At 61.0% G+C, this 15,933-nt stretch carries 12 protein-coding genes; 6 read left to right on the top strand and 6 right to left on the bottom strand.

The window, feature by feature from the left end; all coding sequences use genetic code 11:
* Nucleotides 1-8 precede the first annotated feature (8 nt).
* Nucleotides 9-572, bottom strand: coding sequence for a porin family protein (locus BLW03_RS12085; protein ID WP_074654316.1), 564 nt, complete (start codon nucleotides 570-572; stop codon nucleotides 9-11).
* A gap of 148 nt (nucleotides 573-720) precedes the next feature.
* On the opposite strand from BLW03_RS12085, the gene BLW03_RS12090 reads away from it, so the two are divergent.
* From BLW03_RS12090 to BLW03_RS12105, 4 genes are all read left to right on the top strand, one after another.
* Nucleotides 721-1,758, top strand: coding sequence for an aldo/keto reductase (locus tag BLW03_RS12090; RefSeq protein ID WP_074654317.1), 1,038 nt, complete (start codon nucleotides 721-723; stop codon nucleotides 1,756-1,758).
* 580 nt (nucleotides 1,759-2,338) lie between these two features.
* Nucleotides 2,339-2,992 carry an ATP-dependent protease subunit HslV gene (gene hslV / locus BLW03_RS12095; RefSeq protein ID WP_432279815.1) on the top strand — a complete coding sequence of 218 codons (654 nt, stop codon included), beginning with the start codon at nucleotides 2,339-2,341 and terminating at the stop codon, nucleotides 2,990-2,992.
* Nucleotides 2,992-4,596, top strand: a complete 1,605-nt coding sequence (hslU, locus tag BLW03_RS12100; RefSeq protein WP_074654318.1) for an ATP-dependent protease ATPase subunit HslU — start codon at nucleotides 2,992-2,994, stop codon at nucleotides 4,594-4,596. Before hslV ends, hslU begins: the two co-directional genes overlap by 1 nt.
* Nucleotides 4,597-4,862: 266 nt before the next feature.
* Nucleotides 4,863-5,084 carry a hypothetical protein gene (locus tag BLW03_RS12105; RefSeq protein WP_074654319.1) on the top strand — a complete coding sequence of 74 codons (222 nt, stop codon included), beginning with the start codon at nucleotides 4,863-4,865 and terminating at the stop codon, nucleotides 5,082-5,084.
* Between the two features lie 70 nt (nucleotides 5,085-5,154).
* Here BLW03_RS12105 and BLW03_RS12110 read toward each other — a convergent pair whose 3' ends face one another.
* From BLW03_RS12110 to BLW03_RS12120, 3 genes are all read right to left on the bottom strand, one after another.
* Entirely contained in the window at nucleotides 5,155-6,831 is a 1,677-nt protein-coding gene (locus BLW03_RS12110; RefSeq protein WP_074655973.1) for a VWA domain-containing protein, read from the bottom strand.
* A 221-nt stretch (nucleotides 6,832-7,052) separates the two neighbouring features.
* The gene (locus tag BLW03_RS12115) at nucleotides 7,053-8,045 is read right to left on the bottom strand and encodes a transaldolase (protein WP_074654320.1); all 993 of its coding nucleotides are present in this window, start codon (nucleotides 8,043-8,045) and stop codon (nucleotides 7,053-7,055) included.
* Nucleotides 8,046-8,167: 122 nt separating this feature from the next.
* Nucleotides 8,168-9,310: a fibronectin type III domain-containing protein gene (locus BLW03_RS12120; RefSeq protein ID WP_074654321.1), complete on the bottom strand. Its 1,143-nt coding sequence runs from the start codon at nucleotides 9,308-9,310 to the stop codon at nucleotides 8,168-8,170.
* Between the two features lie 240 nt (nucleotides 9,311-9,550).
* On the opposite strand from BLW03_RS12120, the gene BLW03_RS12125 reads away from it, so the two are divergent.
* The gene (locus BLW03_RS12125; RefSeq protein ID WP_074654322.1) at nucleotides 9,551-10,342 is read left to right on the top strand and encodes a helix-turn-helix domain-containing protein; all 792 of its coding nucleotides are present in this window, start codon (nucleotides 9,551-9,553) and stop codon (nucleotides 10,340-10,342) included.
* Nucleotides 10,343-10,351: 9 nt separating this feature from the next.
* Here the strand turns inward: BLW03_RS12125 and BLW03_RS12130 are convergent, their stop codons facing one another.
* Both BLW03_RS12130 and BLW03_RS12135 read right to left on the bottom strand, forming a co-directional pair.
* Entirely contained in the window at nucleotides 10,352-11,512 is a 1,161-nt protein-coding gene (locus BLW03_RS12130) for a glutathionylspermidine synthase family protein (protein WP_074654323.1), read from the bottom strand.
* Entirely contained in the window at nucleotides 11,512-11,895 is a 384-nt protein-coding gene (locus tag BLW03_RS12135; protein WP_074654324.1) for a hypothetical protein, read from the bottom strand. Before BLW03_RS12135 ends, BLW03_RS12130 begins: the two co-directional genes overlap by 1 nt.
* A gap of 384 nt (nucleotides 11,896-12,279) precedes the next feature.
* Here BLW03_RS12135 and BLW03_RS12140 point away from each other — a divergent pair, with 384 nt between their 5' ends.
* Entirely contained in the window at nucleotides 12,280-15,894 is a 3,615-nt protein-coding gene (locus tag BLW03_RS12140) for a choice-of-anchor D domain-containing protein (protein WP_170835028.1), read from the top strand.
* Nucleotides 15,895-15,933 lie beyond the last annotated feature (39 nt).

Genomic DNA, 15,933 nt, shown 5'->3' on the forward strand with positions numbered 1-15,933 from the left:
CGGCTGCGCTAGAAGTGGTAAGCCGCGCCGATGGTCACCATCTGCGGCGTAAGTCCATGCGGCGGAAAGCCAAACCACTTCTGATACTCATACTCGGCGCGGACATTCACATGCTTATGCACATGGATATCGACCCCTCCGCCGGCCACACCCATGTTGTAGGCCAGGTTGGCGATGTTGGCGGGGAAGTTGAAGACGCCGCGCCCGTACATGACTCGCACGTACGGGTTCAGTCCATGCCCCAGATGCCACACGTAACGCGGACCCATCTCGTAGCTGCGTTCGTACAGGTCGCTGCCGGTATGGGAGCTAAGCTGGTGGAAGTCGAATTCAACGCCTAGATGTGTGCGGAAGTCGTACGTGCCGTAGAGCGTGAAGCCCTTGATGCCCGGGCCGTAATCCGGAGCTGCGAGGGCGAAGCCTCCGCCGAGTTGCAGGTCGGCCGTGCGGCTGGCCGTCGGTGCGGATGCCTGCGCCTTCATGCGCGGCGCGATTGATATCGCAACCAGCAGCGCGGCAATGAGAACGCAGCGCCTGCAGGACTGCGAGGAAGTTGGGTCTCGAGTTTCCATCACGCTCCATGGGACGATTTCCCCCGTCTCTCCGCGTACGCGAATGAGCGATGCCAAAAAGGTTTACATTGGCGGTTTTCTTCGCGACTCCGCCCACCGCCGTTCGGAAAGACGCGCCCCGCCGCAGGGGTGGCGCATCTGAAGGTCCATGGAATTTCGACAGCTTGGAAAAAGTGGTTTGCAGGTGCCGGTGCTCTGCTTCGGTACGGGGACGTTTGGTGGATCAACAGACTTCTTCAAGGCTTGGGGCTCGACCGACGTGGCCGAGGCGCGTGGCCTGATCGACATATGCATGGACGCCGGTGTCAACTTCTTCGACACGGCGGACGTGTATTCGAACGGTCACTCGGAGGAGATTCTTGGCGCGGCCATCGCTCACCTGCCCCGCGAGTCGGTACTGATCTCAACGAAAGCGACCTTCCCATTCGGTGATGGACCGAACAACATGGGATCCTCGCGCTTCCATCTCACGAGCCAGATCAATGGAAGTTTGAAACGTCTCAACGTCGACTACATCGACGTCTTCCACATGCACGGTTTCGACGCGCTGACACCGATGGAAGAGACCCTGAGCACGCTGAACGACTTCGTTCGCGAAGGCAAGATTCGCTACATTGCCTGCTCCAACTTCAGCGGTTGGCATCTGCAGCGTTCGCTCGATATCAGCGCGCAGTATGGCTGGGCGCGTTACGCCGCCCACCAGGTCTATTACTCGCTGATCGGCCGGGACTACGAGCACGAACTGATGCCGCTTGGGGTAGAGGAGGGCGTCGGCGCGCTCGTCTGGAGCCCGCTTGGCTGGGGTCGACTAACGGGCAAAATCCGCCGCGGACAGCCGCCAGCCGAAGGCAGCCGGGCGAAGGAGGGTACCGCGGGCGGTCCCGTGGTCGACGACGAGTATCTTTACACCGTAGTGGAAGCACTCGACGCGGTCGCAGCAGAGACCGGCAAGTCTGTCCCTCAGGTGGCACTGAACTGGCTGCTGCGTAAGCCAACGGTCAGCAGCCTGATCGTCGGCGCACGCAATGCCGATCAGCTGAGAGCGAATCTCGCTGCTACCACCTTCACCCTGTCAACAGATCAGGTTGCGAAACTGGATCAAGCCAGCCAGCGGCCGCTCCCATACCCCTACTGGCATCAGCGCCAGTTCGCCGTGCGCAACCCCGCGCCGCCCAGCTACCGCTAGCAAAGCGAAGGAGTTATAGCCTTGTGCCGTTTTGGGGAGCATCGATGCGCTTACCCGGGCGGCACAGGCTACGACTTTGGTATCACGCATAATCCTTGTGATTTAATTGCAGTTGCGCGAAACGACGCATCCAACCATCCATTGGTCACAATTGTTCCTCTGCACGGCTATATCCACTGCCTGGACCAATCCAATTCGAGACCACACATTGAGTGAGCACCGTTGTACTGTCTGCGCGAGCGGCAGGATGTATCGAAGCGGAAGACGCGGCCTGTGGGAGACTTACATTCTTCCGTTGGCAGGCAAGTACCCCTGGCGTTGCGGATTCTGCCGTACCCGTGTCACTCTGGCCGACCGCGGACCTGAGCATCAGTATGTTCAGTCCAATCAGGCCCAGTCGTCTCGCCCTGTACCAAGGGAGAGCGAAGCAGAGATCTAGCCGCATCGCCTTTGAGCCTCGCTCGTGACCCTTTCCGCGCTTCCGCATCAGGGTCTGCACGGCGGCTGCGACGTCCTCCGGAAAGCGAAGAAATCCAGCATTCATGCGGGTTTCGTGCCGGCGGGCGTATACTTGTGAGTGATGCAATCTTCTTCCGGCGGCCGCTCCGGCGCGCCCACGCGCAACACTCCTATGCCGATTTCCTCTTCTAACCCGAACCCTGCTGCGCACCCGTACGACCAGGCAGACGGCCGCCGCATCCGCTCGACAACGGTCTTGTGCGTGCGTCGCAACGGCTCCGTCGTCATGGCTGCGGATGGCCAGGTAACCCTCGGATCTGCTGTGATGAAATCCAGCGCGAAGAAGCTGCGCCGCCTGTACCAGGACAAGGTGCTGGCCGGTTTCGCGGGATCGACGGCTGACGCGTTCTCACTCTTCTCGCGTTTCGAGAGCAAGCTGGAGCAGTTCGCCGGCAACCTGCCGCGCGCCGCGGTTGAGCTCGCCAAGGATTGGCGCACCGACAAGCTGTTGCGCCAGTTGGAGGCTCTGCTGCTGATCGCGGACAAGGACCACATGTATCTCCTCGGCGGCAATGGCGATGTCATTGAGCCGGACCAGATTGAAGGTGGCGCGATCATGACCATCGGCAGCGGCGGCAGCTTTGCCCAGGCCGCGGCGCAGGCACTGCTTGAGAACACCGAGCTTTCTGCCCGCCAGATCGTCGAAAAGAGCATGAAGATCGCGGCTGAGATCTGTATCTACACAAACGAAAACATCACCGTGGAGGAACTCTAATGGCGATCTACCTCCCCGGAGTTGCAGAAGACCAGGCCGTCAATCTGGAAGAGATGACCCCGCGCGAAATCGTTGCGGAGCTCGACAAATACGTAGTTGGTCAGCATGCGGCGAAGCGTGCCGTGGCCATTGCCTTGCGCAATCGTCAGCGTCGGCAGAAGCTGCCGCCTGAGATTGCCGACGAGATCATGCCGAAGAACATCATCATGATCGGACCGACGGGCGTTGGTAAGACAGAGATTGCGCGACGGCTAGCCAAGCTAACGAACTCGCCGTTCCTGAAGGTGGAAGCCAGCAAGTTCACCGAGGTCGGCTATGTCGGCCGCGACGTGGAATCCATCGTGCGCGACCTGGTCGAAACATCGATCGAGATGGTGCGCGAAGAGAAGCTGGAGGAGATTGAAGACAAGGCCGAAATGGTCGCGGAAGAGCGCCTGCTCGACCTGTTGCTGCCGCCCGCGCCTCTGGATACATTGAAGGCCTCGCAGGAGCAGAAGCCGGAAGATCAGGCACAGGCTGCTGCCGCCGTACCGGTCGCCATCGACTTCGACGCCGCGGCTGCGAAGCCGGAAGAGCCGAAGTCGCTGGACAGCACGCGCGAGAAGCTGCGCACACAATTTCGTGAAGGCAAGCTGGACGACCGGATGGTCGACATCGATGCTCGGGATCGTAACCAGCCCGCGTTTGAGATCGTTGGCGTGGGCGGCAGTGAAGATGCCGATGTGAACCTGAAGGATCTGTTGCCGGGCCTCTTCGGATCGCGCTCGCGCAAGAAGAAGATGAAGGTCTCGGAAGCCTTTGAGTATCTCATCAGCGAAGAGGAGGGCCGCCTGATCGACATGGATCAGGTAACGCGCACGGCGATCGAGCGCGTTGAAGATAGCGGCATTGTCTTCCTGGATGAGATCGACAAGATCGCCGGCCGCGAGGGCGGCCATGGTCCCGACGTCAGCCGCGAAGGCGTGCAGCGCGATATCCTGCCGATCGTCGAGGGCACCACGGTCAACACGAAGTATGGCTTCGTCTCGACGGACCATATCCTCTTTATCGCGGCGGGTGCGTTTCACGTATCGAAGCCGAGTGATCTTATCCCTGAACTGCAGGGCCGTTTTCCGATCCGCGTGGAACTTCAGTCGCTGACCGTTGAGGACTTCATCCGCATTCTTACCGAGCCGAAGTCGTCGCTGGTGAAGCAGTCCATCGCGCTGCTTGAGACCGAGGGTCTGCGCCTTGAGTTCAAGCCGGAAGCTCTTGAGGAAATGGCAAACTTTGCGTTCAGCGTGAATGAGACAACAGAGAACATCGGTGCGCGCCGCTTGCACACCATCATGGAGCGCGTGCTGGATGAGATCAGCTTCCAGGCGCCCGACCTGATCAAGAATGCGAAGCCAGCAGAGAACGGTGTGGTCGCTCAGGTTGAGCCCAGTACGCTGCAGAAGCCCAAGGGCACACCGGAGACCGAGCCACCGCAGCATCCGCTGCCGGTGATTGAGCGGCAGGTGGAAGGCGGCGTGGAACGCGTCGTCGTAATCGATCCGGAGTACGTGCGCCAGCAGGTTGCGGCGATCGTGAAGAACCAGGACCTGAGCCGCTACATTCTCTAACGGACACTTCCAGCAGACTCATTAATTCAAAGGCAGCGAGGGCGGATCGCAATGCGATACGCCCTCGCATCTTTTGGCTCAGCCCCATTGCGAACGCAGTAGTTTTGGGAGTATTCTTCGCGGCAGCAAGGTGCCTCTCGCCTTGAAGCCTACCCTCTGGCGCGCGCCGTCTGCATCGTGTTTTGCTGCACCGGCCAACACCCTCTGGATCTGCTCCGGACGAGCATCTTCAAAACGTTGTAAAGGACACACGTTAGGGAGTTGCCATGAGTCTCATCACGCGCAGTACCGGTATCCACAATCACCTGGCGCCTCGCAAAAAGCATCTGTCCTCCCACTTGGGCAGCCATGCCGTGCAGGGCGAAGGTGCCTCAACGAACCCCGCTGATATCCCCCAGCGCGAACGCCCGTTTGCTCCCCTGAAGTTTGACGAAAACAGCGAAGTCGCTTCAAAGCCTCCGGCTTATAAATCCATCTTCCATCTGTAGACTTTTCCCCCGGTCTGGTGAGAACGGTCCTGCTTCGGCGGGACCGTGCCGCGTCTGGGCAATTTTTGCGCTACTTCGGCGGCGGCAGGGTGGCTCCATTCATGGGGGCATCCGCCGTTCCGATGCGGCCCGTGGCAGAGACGCGCACTACAAAGCGAGCGCGGACGGCCTTCGGATCGTGGTCCAACAGGAAGTGGAAATTCACATCGCGCATCAGTGGTCCGGTCGGAGGCACATCGGCAGTCGCCGGCACCTTGATGCTGCGTGCAATCTGCTTGAGTTGTTTATTTTTCTTGTCGAAGGTTGAGGCGATGACGACGACATCGGCATGGCGTGCCTCGGTATCGGTTGCCATCGTCCAGACAAGACCTTTGCCGTTGACGTGAATGTTGAAGGCGTCTGGATTCGCGGGGTCGGGCGTGAGCGTGAGCGGAACGCCGTCATACACCATGTTGCTGCTGTCTGCGGCCATCAACTCAAAGGCAAGCCGACGCGATGGATTAGAAGGATTAACGCGGGCCGGACCCTGCTGGACGTAGTAGCCTTCACGCGTCGTCGCCGTCAGGTCCGGGCGGCTGAGTGTGATCTTGATGCGGCGGAATTTCTTGGGATCGACCGAGTCATTCCCCGGACGGTAGGTGAGCGAGTAAAAGGCAGCGCCGTCGCGGATACCGTTGGCAATCTCGGCATCCACATCGTTGCGTCCGTAAAAGGTGCGACCGCCGGTTGCTACCGCCAGTTTGCTGAACTGATAGTTCCCGCCGAACGGGTCGTTGAATGCGGCTGCGGGACCGTAGCCTCCACCGGGCGTCGCGGTCAGTCCGGCCGGGTCTACCGTGTAGAGGGTCACACGCGCGTCGCGCAATTCGTTCACGCAGAGCTGCACTGCGTTGTTGACGCGATTCTCCGTGTCGACCGGGCCGTTGACGAAGTTATAGGCAGGGAAGCCGCGGCCGATCCAGATCATGTTCTTGTGGCCAGGATGGCCGGTGACTGCTTCAGCCACGCGGGTCAACGTACCGAACGCTGCGCTGAAGCGCTCAGCGATCCAGCCACCCTGATGTACCTGCCACGGATACGCAACGAAGTGGTGGTCCAGTGCGCCGATCAGCTTTGCCTTGTCCTGCGTGTAGTCCACCAGCACGCTGAAACTGGTAAGGTTCACGGCGATCAGCATCGTCGGCGTGGGGAGCTTTTCCGGTTGCTTCTCCAGGATCTTCTTGAGGGAGTAACGAGCGAAGGCCATGTCCTCAAAGCGTGTGTTGAACTCATCCAGCAGAAGAATGTTGACGGGGGCCTGGGGTGCCAGGCGATCCAGGTCTGCGGTGGAATTGATGTCGAGCGTGGTTGGAACCGTGTGGCGACCTGCATCCTCGAAGTTCAGGATGGTTTGCGGTTGGTCCATCTCGGTGACATGGAAGTCATCCCGTGTCAGATCCGTGACGACCTTGCCGGACTTGTCGGTGACGACCACGTCCAGAACCACCAGACGGGCAGAACGGCGAATGGTGAAGGAGCCATCCGCGGCGCGACCTGGTTGTGCCGGGGTGGCCGGCTGCGCCGAGTTCGGCTGCCCAGAAGCAGAAGAGGCTGGTGATGCGGGCGCGGGCTGGGTTACGGGTGCGGCCGTGGCAGGATCTGTCTGCGGTGCAGTGGCAGGCGTTTGTGCCATGAGGTGGACCGTGACTGGCATGAGGCTTGCGATGAGGCAGAGTGCCCGAAGAGTCGAAAGGAGCTTATGTCGCATGGCTGGGGACCCATCTTTCAGCGCAGTCGGCGCTTGGAACGCGTTGACCGTCAATGTATGCCGTTGCGTTCAGGAGGCGGCACGCCATTTTGGACTTGACGCTCGGGAGTCTGAAGCACCGACCGGCTGAAGCCACTCGTCTGCAGTGGAAGAACTGCAGCGAGCAATAAAACGGGAACGGCCGTAGCCGTTCCCGTTCCTGGTGGCAGCTCGCAGCGCGTTTATGCGTGTGCGGGCTCGGGCATTTCCTTCAGGCGCTTGGCGAGCAGTTCTTCCAGCTCTTCCAATGCCTTGCTGAAACCCTCGATGCCTTCCTTCAGCTTGTCGTGAGCCATGCGGTCTGCTGCATGCATCTTCTCGAAGGTCGCCTTGTCGATCGTGATCTTCTGGATGTCCATGGATGCGGACTTCGAAGCATCGAGCTTCTTTTCCAGCGTGCCTTCGGTCGCATCCAGCTCTGCAAGGAGCTTCGGCGCGATCGTCAGCAGGTCCGAACCGGCGAGCTCAATGATCTCGCTCGTGTTGCGGAAGCTGGCGCCCATCACCTGGGTCTTGTAACCGAACTTCTTGTAGTAGTTGTAGATCGTCGTGACAGACTGCACGCCCGGATCTTCCGCGCCGGCATAATCCTTGCCCGTGTCCTTCTTGTACCAATCCAGAATGCGGCCGACGAACGGCGAGATCAGGGTCACCTTCGCTTCGGCGCAAGCTACGGCCTGGTGCAGACCGAAAAGCAGTGTCAGGTTGCAGTGAATGCCTTCCTTCTCGAGCTCCTCAGCGGCCTTAATGCCCTCCCAGGTGGAGGCAATCTTGATCAGAACGCGCTTGCGATCAACGCCGGCATCCTCGTACTGCTTGATGATGTCGTGCGCCATTTCGATCGTCTTCTCCTTGTCGAAGGAGAGGCGTGCGTCGACCTCGGTCGAGACGCGACCAGGAACAATCTCAAGAATCTTGCGGCCAAAGGCGACAGCCAGCGTCTTGAATGCAGCGGCTGCAACAGCCTTATCATCCGAGTTCGCACCGGCGGCTGACTTCGCCTGCTTCAGAACGTCGTCGACGATGTAGCTGTACTCCGGCATGCCGGCGGCCGCAGTGATCAGCGAAGGGTTGGTCGTAGCATCGGTGGGCTTGAACTTCTCCATCGACTTCATGTCACCGGTGTCCGCAACTACCGTGGTGTACTGCTTCAACTGCTCCAAGAGCGTCGCCATCGTGTATCCCTCGCTGTGCCTTCAATCTTTTGATGCTGCTTTACGATTCTACGCCCGTATGGGAGCCGTTCCGCCGGCGACGATGCGCAGCACGAGCGAGAATTCACCTTCTGCGCAGCTCGTCAGGGCTGCGGAATGGAGGCGTGAATCTCCCGGCTGTGCTCACCCGCCCGGCCATCCGTGCTGACCGCCGCCACGCTGTACCGGTAGTCGGTACCAGGCTGCGCGGTGGCGTCGGTATAGCTGAAGCCTCGCACAGGTGACGCGGTCAACTGCGTCGGGGTCCCCGCGGCATCTGCGCGAAAGACCAGGTATCCACCGACACCGGGCTCCGTATTAGCCTGCCAGACCAGATCGATGGAGGGAGAGCCAAGCGTGTTCGCAACCGCCTCCAGACCAGTGGGTGGCGCAGGCGGAGGCGCCAGGGCCGACGCAGCGACCGTGACAGACGCAGATTCGCCGTTGATCGCCAGATCCAAACCGCCGATGTGCGCAGGACGCGACCGGTAGACCGTATAGGTCTGGGTAACACCGGCGCGGCCGCCCGTGTCGACAGCGCCCCCCGGATCGTGCGGCCCGGGCTCGACGGCCATCAGCGTCGTCGCTGGTGGCTTGGTTTCACTAGGCTTAGCGACATCGGGCGGTAGCGTCGTGGGGGTTGCACTATTGCGGAAGGCCACGACCGGCGCATCGCCACGCGTCACGTGGAGCAGGGTTCGGTCCTGCGCTGTCGCGCCGGGTTGCCAGCGAAGCGCAACGCCAGCCGCGACGGGCGACGCGGTCAGGCCGCGCATCGCGGCCGGCGCCTCTCCCGCGGCGGTAAGTATCTCGGCATAGGCAGCACCTTTGCCCATGCCGTTCAACACCCGGACGCGGTAGCGTAGTGCGCGATCCGGGCCGGCCATAAGGTCCGTGGGCAGCGCATCGCGGAAGCTGGTGTGCGTTCCGGCCTCAACCGGGATCTTCGCGATGGGAGAGCAATTGCCGTTCGCGGCGAAGGATTCTGCCCGGCAGATCTCGGCGGCGAGCTTGCCCGCACCGTGTTTTCCGGTCAGCGAGACGCCGTCCGTTGTGCGTGTCGGGTTGGTCCATGCCAGGTCCACCCCCGGGCCGGAGCGCTGGGCGCTTAGAGCTCGGACGACAGCCGGAAGGCGCAGTGTCGGTGGTCGAAGCGGCCCCTCGCTCGCGCAGCCTGTCAGCAAAATCGGGACGACCAGCGGCAGGATGCCGTACCGAGTCAGTCCAGATTTGCCGGAGGCATTCATTCCCAAAGCCTAGCATCGCGATCGCCCTGAACGGCTTTCACCGGGTTGTGCGGGAGCTTGTGCGAGCTATCGGACTATATGACCGGGCTGCAAATCCGTCACATTTTTTTTGCACAGGCCACGAAATCTATTTCATCTGGCTCCAATCCAGCAGTGTTAGCGAGACGTACATCTTTCGACGGAATAACAACATCTTTTCGGCTTGCCACACTCGCCGACCGTCAGGAGCATACCGACCCCATGGCAATCCAGATCGACCCCCAAGAACTGGCCCCGCAACCCATCACGCCGCCGGAAGTAGCAGCGGAAAAGGACGTGCGCGTCGCCACAGAGGCCGCTGAGTCCTTTATCTCTGAGAAGCGCCTTGGCGACCGCATCAAGCAACTGCGCCTGAAGAAGTCGATGGGCCTAGTCGAGTTGGGCCGCCATACGGGTCTTTCGGCCAGCTTCCTGTCGCAGCTTGAGACTGGACGCGTCGTGCCGACCCTTCGCAACCTGGCTCGCATCGCGCTAGTCTTCTCCAAAGACCTGAGCTACTTCTTCGAGCCGGAGCCTAAGACGCTCTTCCGCGTACAGCGAGGCAAGGATCGCATTCGTCTGCCGCAGAGCGGAACGGATGACCCGGCGTACTACTTCGAGTCGCTCGGCTATCTCATCCCGGATCGTCAGCTTGATCCCTACTTCGCCGAGTTCCTGCCGAATATGACTCCGCGCCGCGCCCATCAGCACCCAGGTTGCGAATTCCTGTATGTGCTGGAGGGCGAACTGGATATCACGCACGGTGAAGGCAAACACAGGCTTGGAGCGGGCGACGCCGTCTACTTCGACGCGAACACGCCGCACAGCTACGCGAACGCTTCCAATGAGCCTGCGAAAGCCCTGATCGTGACGCTGCAGGGGAACGCAGCATCGGCAAACAGTGGCAGCGGAGCGTTGCCGACGGGCAACGGGAAGACGCGGGGCCTCAACAACGGCTCCAGCAGCGTCATGCGCCCACGCACGACCGAGGGAACAACCCAGACGCCTCAGTAAAGGCGTCTGCTAGCGGAACAAGTGCGGTACAAAGCTGCTGAGATTCCCGGTGATGGGTGTCCGCGATTCGCGGATACCCATGCCACCGCACTCCTGGTCGATCATCCACAAACCCAGCACCGGGTAACGCGCGCTGCCATCCGCAGCAGAGAATGTCGCCAGTGGCGCCGCTTGCTGGCAGACAAACCGACCAGCGCCGTACCGGCCGTCTGTCTTGGTCGACGCTCCCGGAGCGACGAGCGTAATGTTCGCGCCTTCACGGCTCAGCAAAGGCTTGCGAACATAGCTCCGCATGGCGTGCGGATCGTCGAAGTGAGCCTCCAACAGCAGGGGATGATTTGGATACAGCTCCCACAGGATGGGAAGAATACCTTTGTTGGCCAGCAACATCTTCCAGATTGGCTCAATCCAGGTGACACGGTCGTAAGTGGAAAGCGCGTCCGGCCCAAACGACTCTGCCAGCAGACACTCCCACGGGTACAGCTTGAACAGCGTGCGAATGGGCTGATTCTCCAAATCGACGAAACGCCCCGCGCCGTTATCCCAGCCGATCTCTTCCATCAGCAATTGCGCTGTGGCCAGGCCCGCCTGTTCGGCGGTGTCGCGCAGGTAAGCGACGGTCAGCACATCCTCCTCGCTGTCCGCGCTGGCAAAGTGCACCGGCTGCTGCAGGTATGGTTTGATGTCCTTCCACTTGGCGATCAGGCGTTCGTGCAGGCTGTTGAACTGGTCCGCGCCCGCATGCATCTCGTTCAGCCAGTTCCACTGTGTCACCGCAGCTTCAATCAGGGACGTTGGCGTATCGGCGTTATATTCCAGAAGCTTCGGCGGACCGCTGCCGTCGTACATCAGGTCGAATCGACCGTAGAGCGCGGGAGGTTCCGCCTGCCAGGTGCGCTCGATCAGCGGGATGGCCCCCTGCGGAATGGTCAGGTCAGCGTAACGCTTCGTGTCGATGATGTGCTGCGCAGCGGCGAGGCACATCGTCTGTAGCTCATTCGACGCCGCTTCCAGTGTGTCGATCTCCGCAGCAGTAAAGCTGTAGAAGGCAGACTCATCCCAATAGACGGCGCCCTGCTGCGCAAGGTCTTCCGGTGAATGAAACGTCAGACCATCGACTTCTACCTTACGCCGCCAGTTCTCTCGCGGCTGTGTTGCGTGTCGTTGCATTACTCGCCGCCCCCGCCAAAGTGTGACCCGAAGCCGCCGCGTGTGATGCCGCTGAAGAAGCCCCCACGACTACCGCTGCTCGGACTGCCGTAAATGTGGTTCGGCTGCGGCTGATAGCCACCGCCGAAGACACGTGACCCCAGCCCATAACCGCCTCCGCCGCCGTAGTAGTAGCGGTACGGAATGATCAGCGGGACAAAGCCGCCATGTCCGTCAGGCCTCTGCTGCACGGCGTTCTGGGGCAGATTCGCGCAAAGCTTATCGTCGACGACATTGTCATGCTCGTCCACGCAGCGCTGCATCTCCTTCGGCCGGCAGCCGGTCAGGACGCTGACGGCTGCAGCTGCGAGCAACGGCGTGACGATCGTGCGGACGCGAGCCATGGTGAGAATCAGCCTATCTCACTCGTGCGAGTTCCTGGCATCAATCCGCGACGCGCCAACGTCCCCGGGAATTCCAGGCTTCGGGGACGAGCAGGCATCCTTCGTCCTCACCTGTCACAGCCGCCTCGCACGCGTGCAGATTTCTACGCACCACTACATAAGGGGTTATCTGTCAAGCAGTTAGGGCAGCATCCCAAAACTGGGGACGGCCTAAGAAAAACCTCACAAAACCAAGATTCGAAGAGTGCCGCGTCCGCGCGCAAAGTACTGCAGAGCGATCAAGTCTCCCCGATGTCTCGATCGGCCATGCCTGTTTTCTGCCCATTGTCGCCATCGAGCGTGTACCCGGACGCACCCCAAGAACCCATGTTTGTTGAGGAACTTATGCAGACTGTCCTGAATGTCCGTTCTACTGCCCGGCCCCACCCCGATTCCTCCGCTCCTGAAAACCGCTCGGAACAAATCGCGCGGGTACTTCGAGGTGTCCTGAAGCTCGGAACTTCCCTGGCAGTCTGCCTGTTGCTGTCCCTCACGGCGTATGCCCAAACGGTCGTCAGCACGACCAACCCCGCAGCCCTCGGGGAGGCAGTCGACGCGGCGGGCAACGTCTACTACGTCTCCCGTGCCGCTCAGAACATCGTTTTGAAGGCCACACCCACCGGGACGGGGTACGCCGAGAGCAAATTCTTTACGAGTACCAGCAACGTGACCGGCAACATCGCAATCGACGCGAGTGGGACTCTCTTCGCGATCGAAGGCAACAAGGTCGTGAGATTTGCGCCTGGTGGCGGCGGCGAAACTTCTATTGCGACGCTTACTCTCCCTTCCACATTCACAACTGGCTTGACGCTAGACGCAGCCGGAAATGTCTATGTCACCACCAGCACAAGCGTCATGAAGATATCCAGCGCCGGGACCTCGACGGTTGTCTCCGGCTTGAACTCCCCCAGCAGCGTTGGTGTCGACGGCAGCGGAAACCTCTACATCGTCGAAGCTGGAAACTCACGCGTCCTGAAAGAAACTCTGACAGGCGGCAGCTTTACACAGAGTGTCCTGATGACAGGACTCATTGGCCCGCAGGGCCTGGTGGTGGATGCCGTCGGAAATGTCTATGCCACAGACATACATCACATTTACAAGGCCGTGCCCACTGGCGGCGGCTACACCCTTCGGCTCTTCGGCTACTTTGACGCTGCCATCCCCGACGACCTCGAGCCCCAATGGCTAGCGGTGGCACAGGACGGCAACACACTTTACGTCGAGGGGCTGACAGTCGGGCAGCCTCCTCTCCTGGCGTTCCCAGCTTCCAGCGTCGATGCGGCAAGATTGCAGTTCGCCGACACCGCTCTGGGTAGCACCACTTCGCAGACACTGACTTACAAGTTCGCAGCAGCGGCCACACTGGGCAGCTATCGGGTCACGACACTTGGAGCGACGGGGCTGGACTTCACCGACGCGGGCGGCGGAACCTGCGCTGCGGCCACAGCCTATGCCGCCGGTGCAAGCTGCACGGTAGCCGTGACATTCACTCCACGGCACGCTGGCACACGTGCCGGTGCCGTCACCCTGGTCGACAATGCCGGTGCCGTCATTGCAGACGTGCCAGTCTCCGGAACAGGTACCGGACCGCAGATCGCCTTTATCCCGGCCACCGGCACGCAGGTTCGCGCAGGTTCCATCTCTTACACAGGCATTGCAGTCGATGGGAACGGCGTTGTGTACCTCTCCGACGCGATAAACCAACGCGTACTGAAGGAAACGCCTGGCACCGGAGGGACGTACACCGAGACTGTCATCGCCAGTGGTCTACAGGGACCGTCAGGCATTGCGGTCGATGGTGCCGGGAATCTATATGTCACCGACCACCCGAACCCCATCACCGCATACCGCGTTGCCGTCGCTCTAAAGTTCACGCCGAATGCCTCCAACGGCTACACGCAGACGACCGTTGCCACGGGACTGAACAGTCCGAAGGGCATCACGGTTGACGGCAGCGGCAATGTGTACATCGGTGACATTCGCGGGGACGGCAACAGCGGTGGCGTGGTCGTTCGGCTGACCCCTCTGCCCGGTGGCCGTTACTCCCAGGCAAAGATCGCGGAGCCCGACTCCTTCGGAGGGATAGCGGTCGATGGTACAGGAACCGTTTATACCGCGGACATCAATGGTCTGACGGCCGTTGTGCCAACCTCTTCGGGGGAATTCAAGACAAGCGTCTTCTCCAGCGGCAACGTGTCTCCCAATGGGTCCATCGCGGTAGACGGTGCTGGTGATGTCTATGTGTCCGGTGCCGGCAGCGGCGCCAATCAACAGATCTCACGGGTCAAGGCCGATGGCAACGGCAACTATGCTCTCTCCGTCGCGGCCGGTTCGGGCGTCATCACCGTCGATGGTGGCGGAAGTGTGTATGGAATCGGCTCTCTCTATACGCCTGCTGGATCGGTAGGCGGTGTCTACAAGGCAGACCAGGAAAATGCGCCTAAGCTCACCTTTCCATCTCTCGCCGTCGGCACCACCTACGGCATTCCCACACAGGTCCAGATCGCAAATATCGGCAACAGCCCCTTGATCTTTTCTGTCCCAGCCAGCGGGACCAATCCGAGCATCTCCGCCAACTTCCTGAACAAGCAACAGGGCTACAGCGATGGCTGCTCGCTGCTCACTCCGACATCCAGCACCGTCACACTGGCCCCGGGCGGAGAGTGCAGAGACTTTGTAGACTTTGCCCCGACTGTCTCCGGCGCCATCACAGGCGCGCTCACAACCACGGACAACAACCGCAACGTCGCAGGTGCTACCCAGGTCATTGCTCTCAACGGAACGGGTTCGGGCGGTACTGGTACGACCGCGCCGCAGGCCGCACTCAGTCCTGCAACCGGCAGCTTCGGCACTGTGGTGGTCGGCTCCTCCAGCGCCATCATCACCTTCACGCTCAGCAATGCCGGCAACGCCGCGCTGCCCATCACCTCGGTTGGCATCAGCGGCACCAATGCAGCATCGTTTGCGCTGGGGACGGTCAGTTGCGGCACCTCTCTGGCGGCGAGTGCCACTTGCACCATTGCTGTGAAATTCACGCCGACTGCAGCTGGTCCCGCCACGGCAACGCTCTCAGTGAACGACTCCGTCGGGACGCAGAGCGCTGCACTGTCTGGCACCGGCACAACAGTCGCCACGCCACAAGCAACCCTCACGCCTGCCACTGCCGCGTTCGGCAGCGTCAACGTCGGCAGCGCCAGCGCCCTACAGGTCTTCACCCTGACGAATGGGGGTACTGCAGCCCTGCCGATCACCTCGATCAGCATCGTCGGTATCAACGCATCGGCATTCACCCTGGGAACGAATACCTGCGGCACCACCCTGGCAACAGGTGCGTCCTGCACCATCCAGGTCTCGTTCCGTCCATCCGCAGCCGGAAGTGCATCGGCTTCACTCTCCGTGGTGGATAGTGTCGGCACACAGAGCTCAACGCTCACCGGCACCGGCACAAGCGTCGCACCTCCCGTTGCTGACTTCAGCCTGTCCGTCCCGAATCCCTCGCAGACGGTACAGCGCGGCGCCACTGCAACGTACACCCTTCAGCTTCTCTCCACGACGGCCGGCGCAAACTTTACGAGCGCCGTCACCCTCACGGCCACGGGGCTACCGAACGGTGCCACCGCGAGCTTTACGCCGGCGAGCCTTGTTCCGGGAACCACGCAAGCCGCAGCCGCCACCATGACCATTAATGTGCCCACCCAGGTAAGTCAGGCCAGGCAGAACCCCAAACAGGCAATCGCTGCAGTTGTGTCGTTTGCGTCGCTCCTCTTACTCCTGCCACTCCAGCGCAGGAAAGTAGCATTCCGCCTGCTGACATTGCTCTTCGCCGCGATGCTGTGCACCGCGGTGATGAGCGGGTGCGGCGACGGGGTGTCCACCGCCACCTCGACATCGAACATCACCGTGACCGGAACGAGTGGCGCAGTGAGCCATTCCACGACTGTCACGCTGAACATCAACTGAGGAACTCGCGAGTCGCCAGGGCACTGAGGGGACCATTCG

This window comes from Terriglobus roseus (genome assembly GCF_900105625.1).
Classification (GTDB): Bacteria; Acidobacteriota; Terriglobia; order Terriglobales; family Acidobacteriaceae; genus Terriglobus; species Terriglobus roseus_B.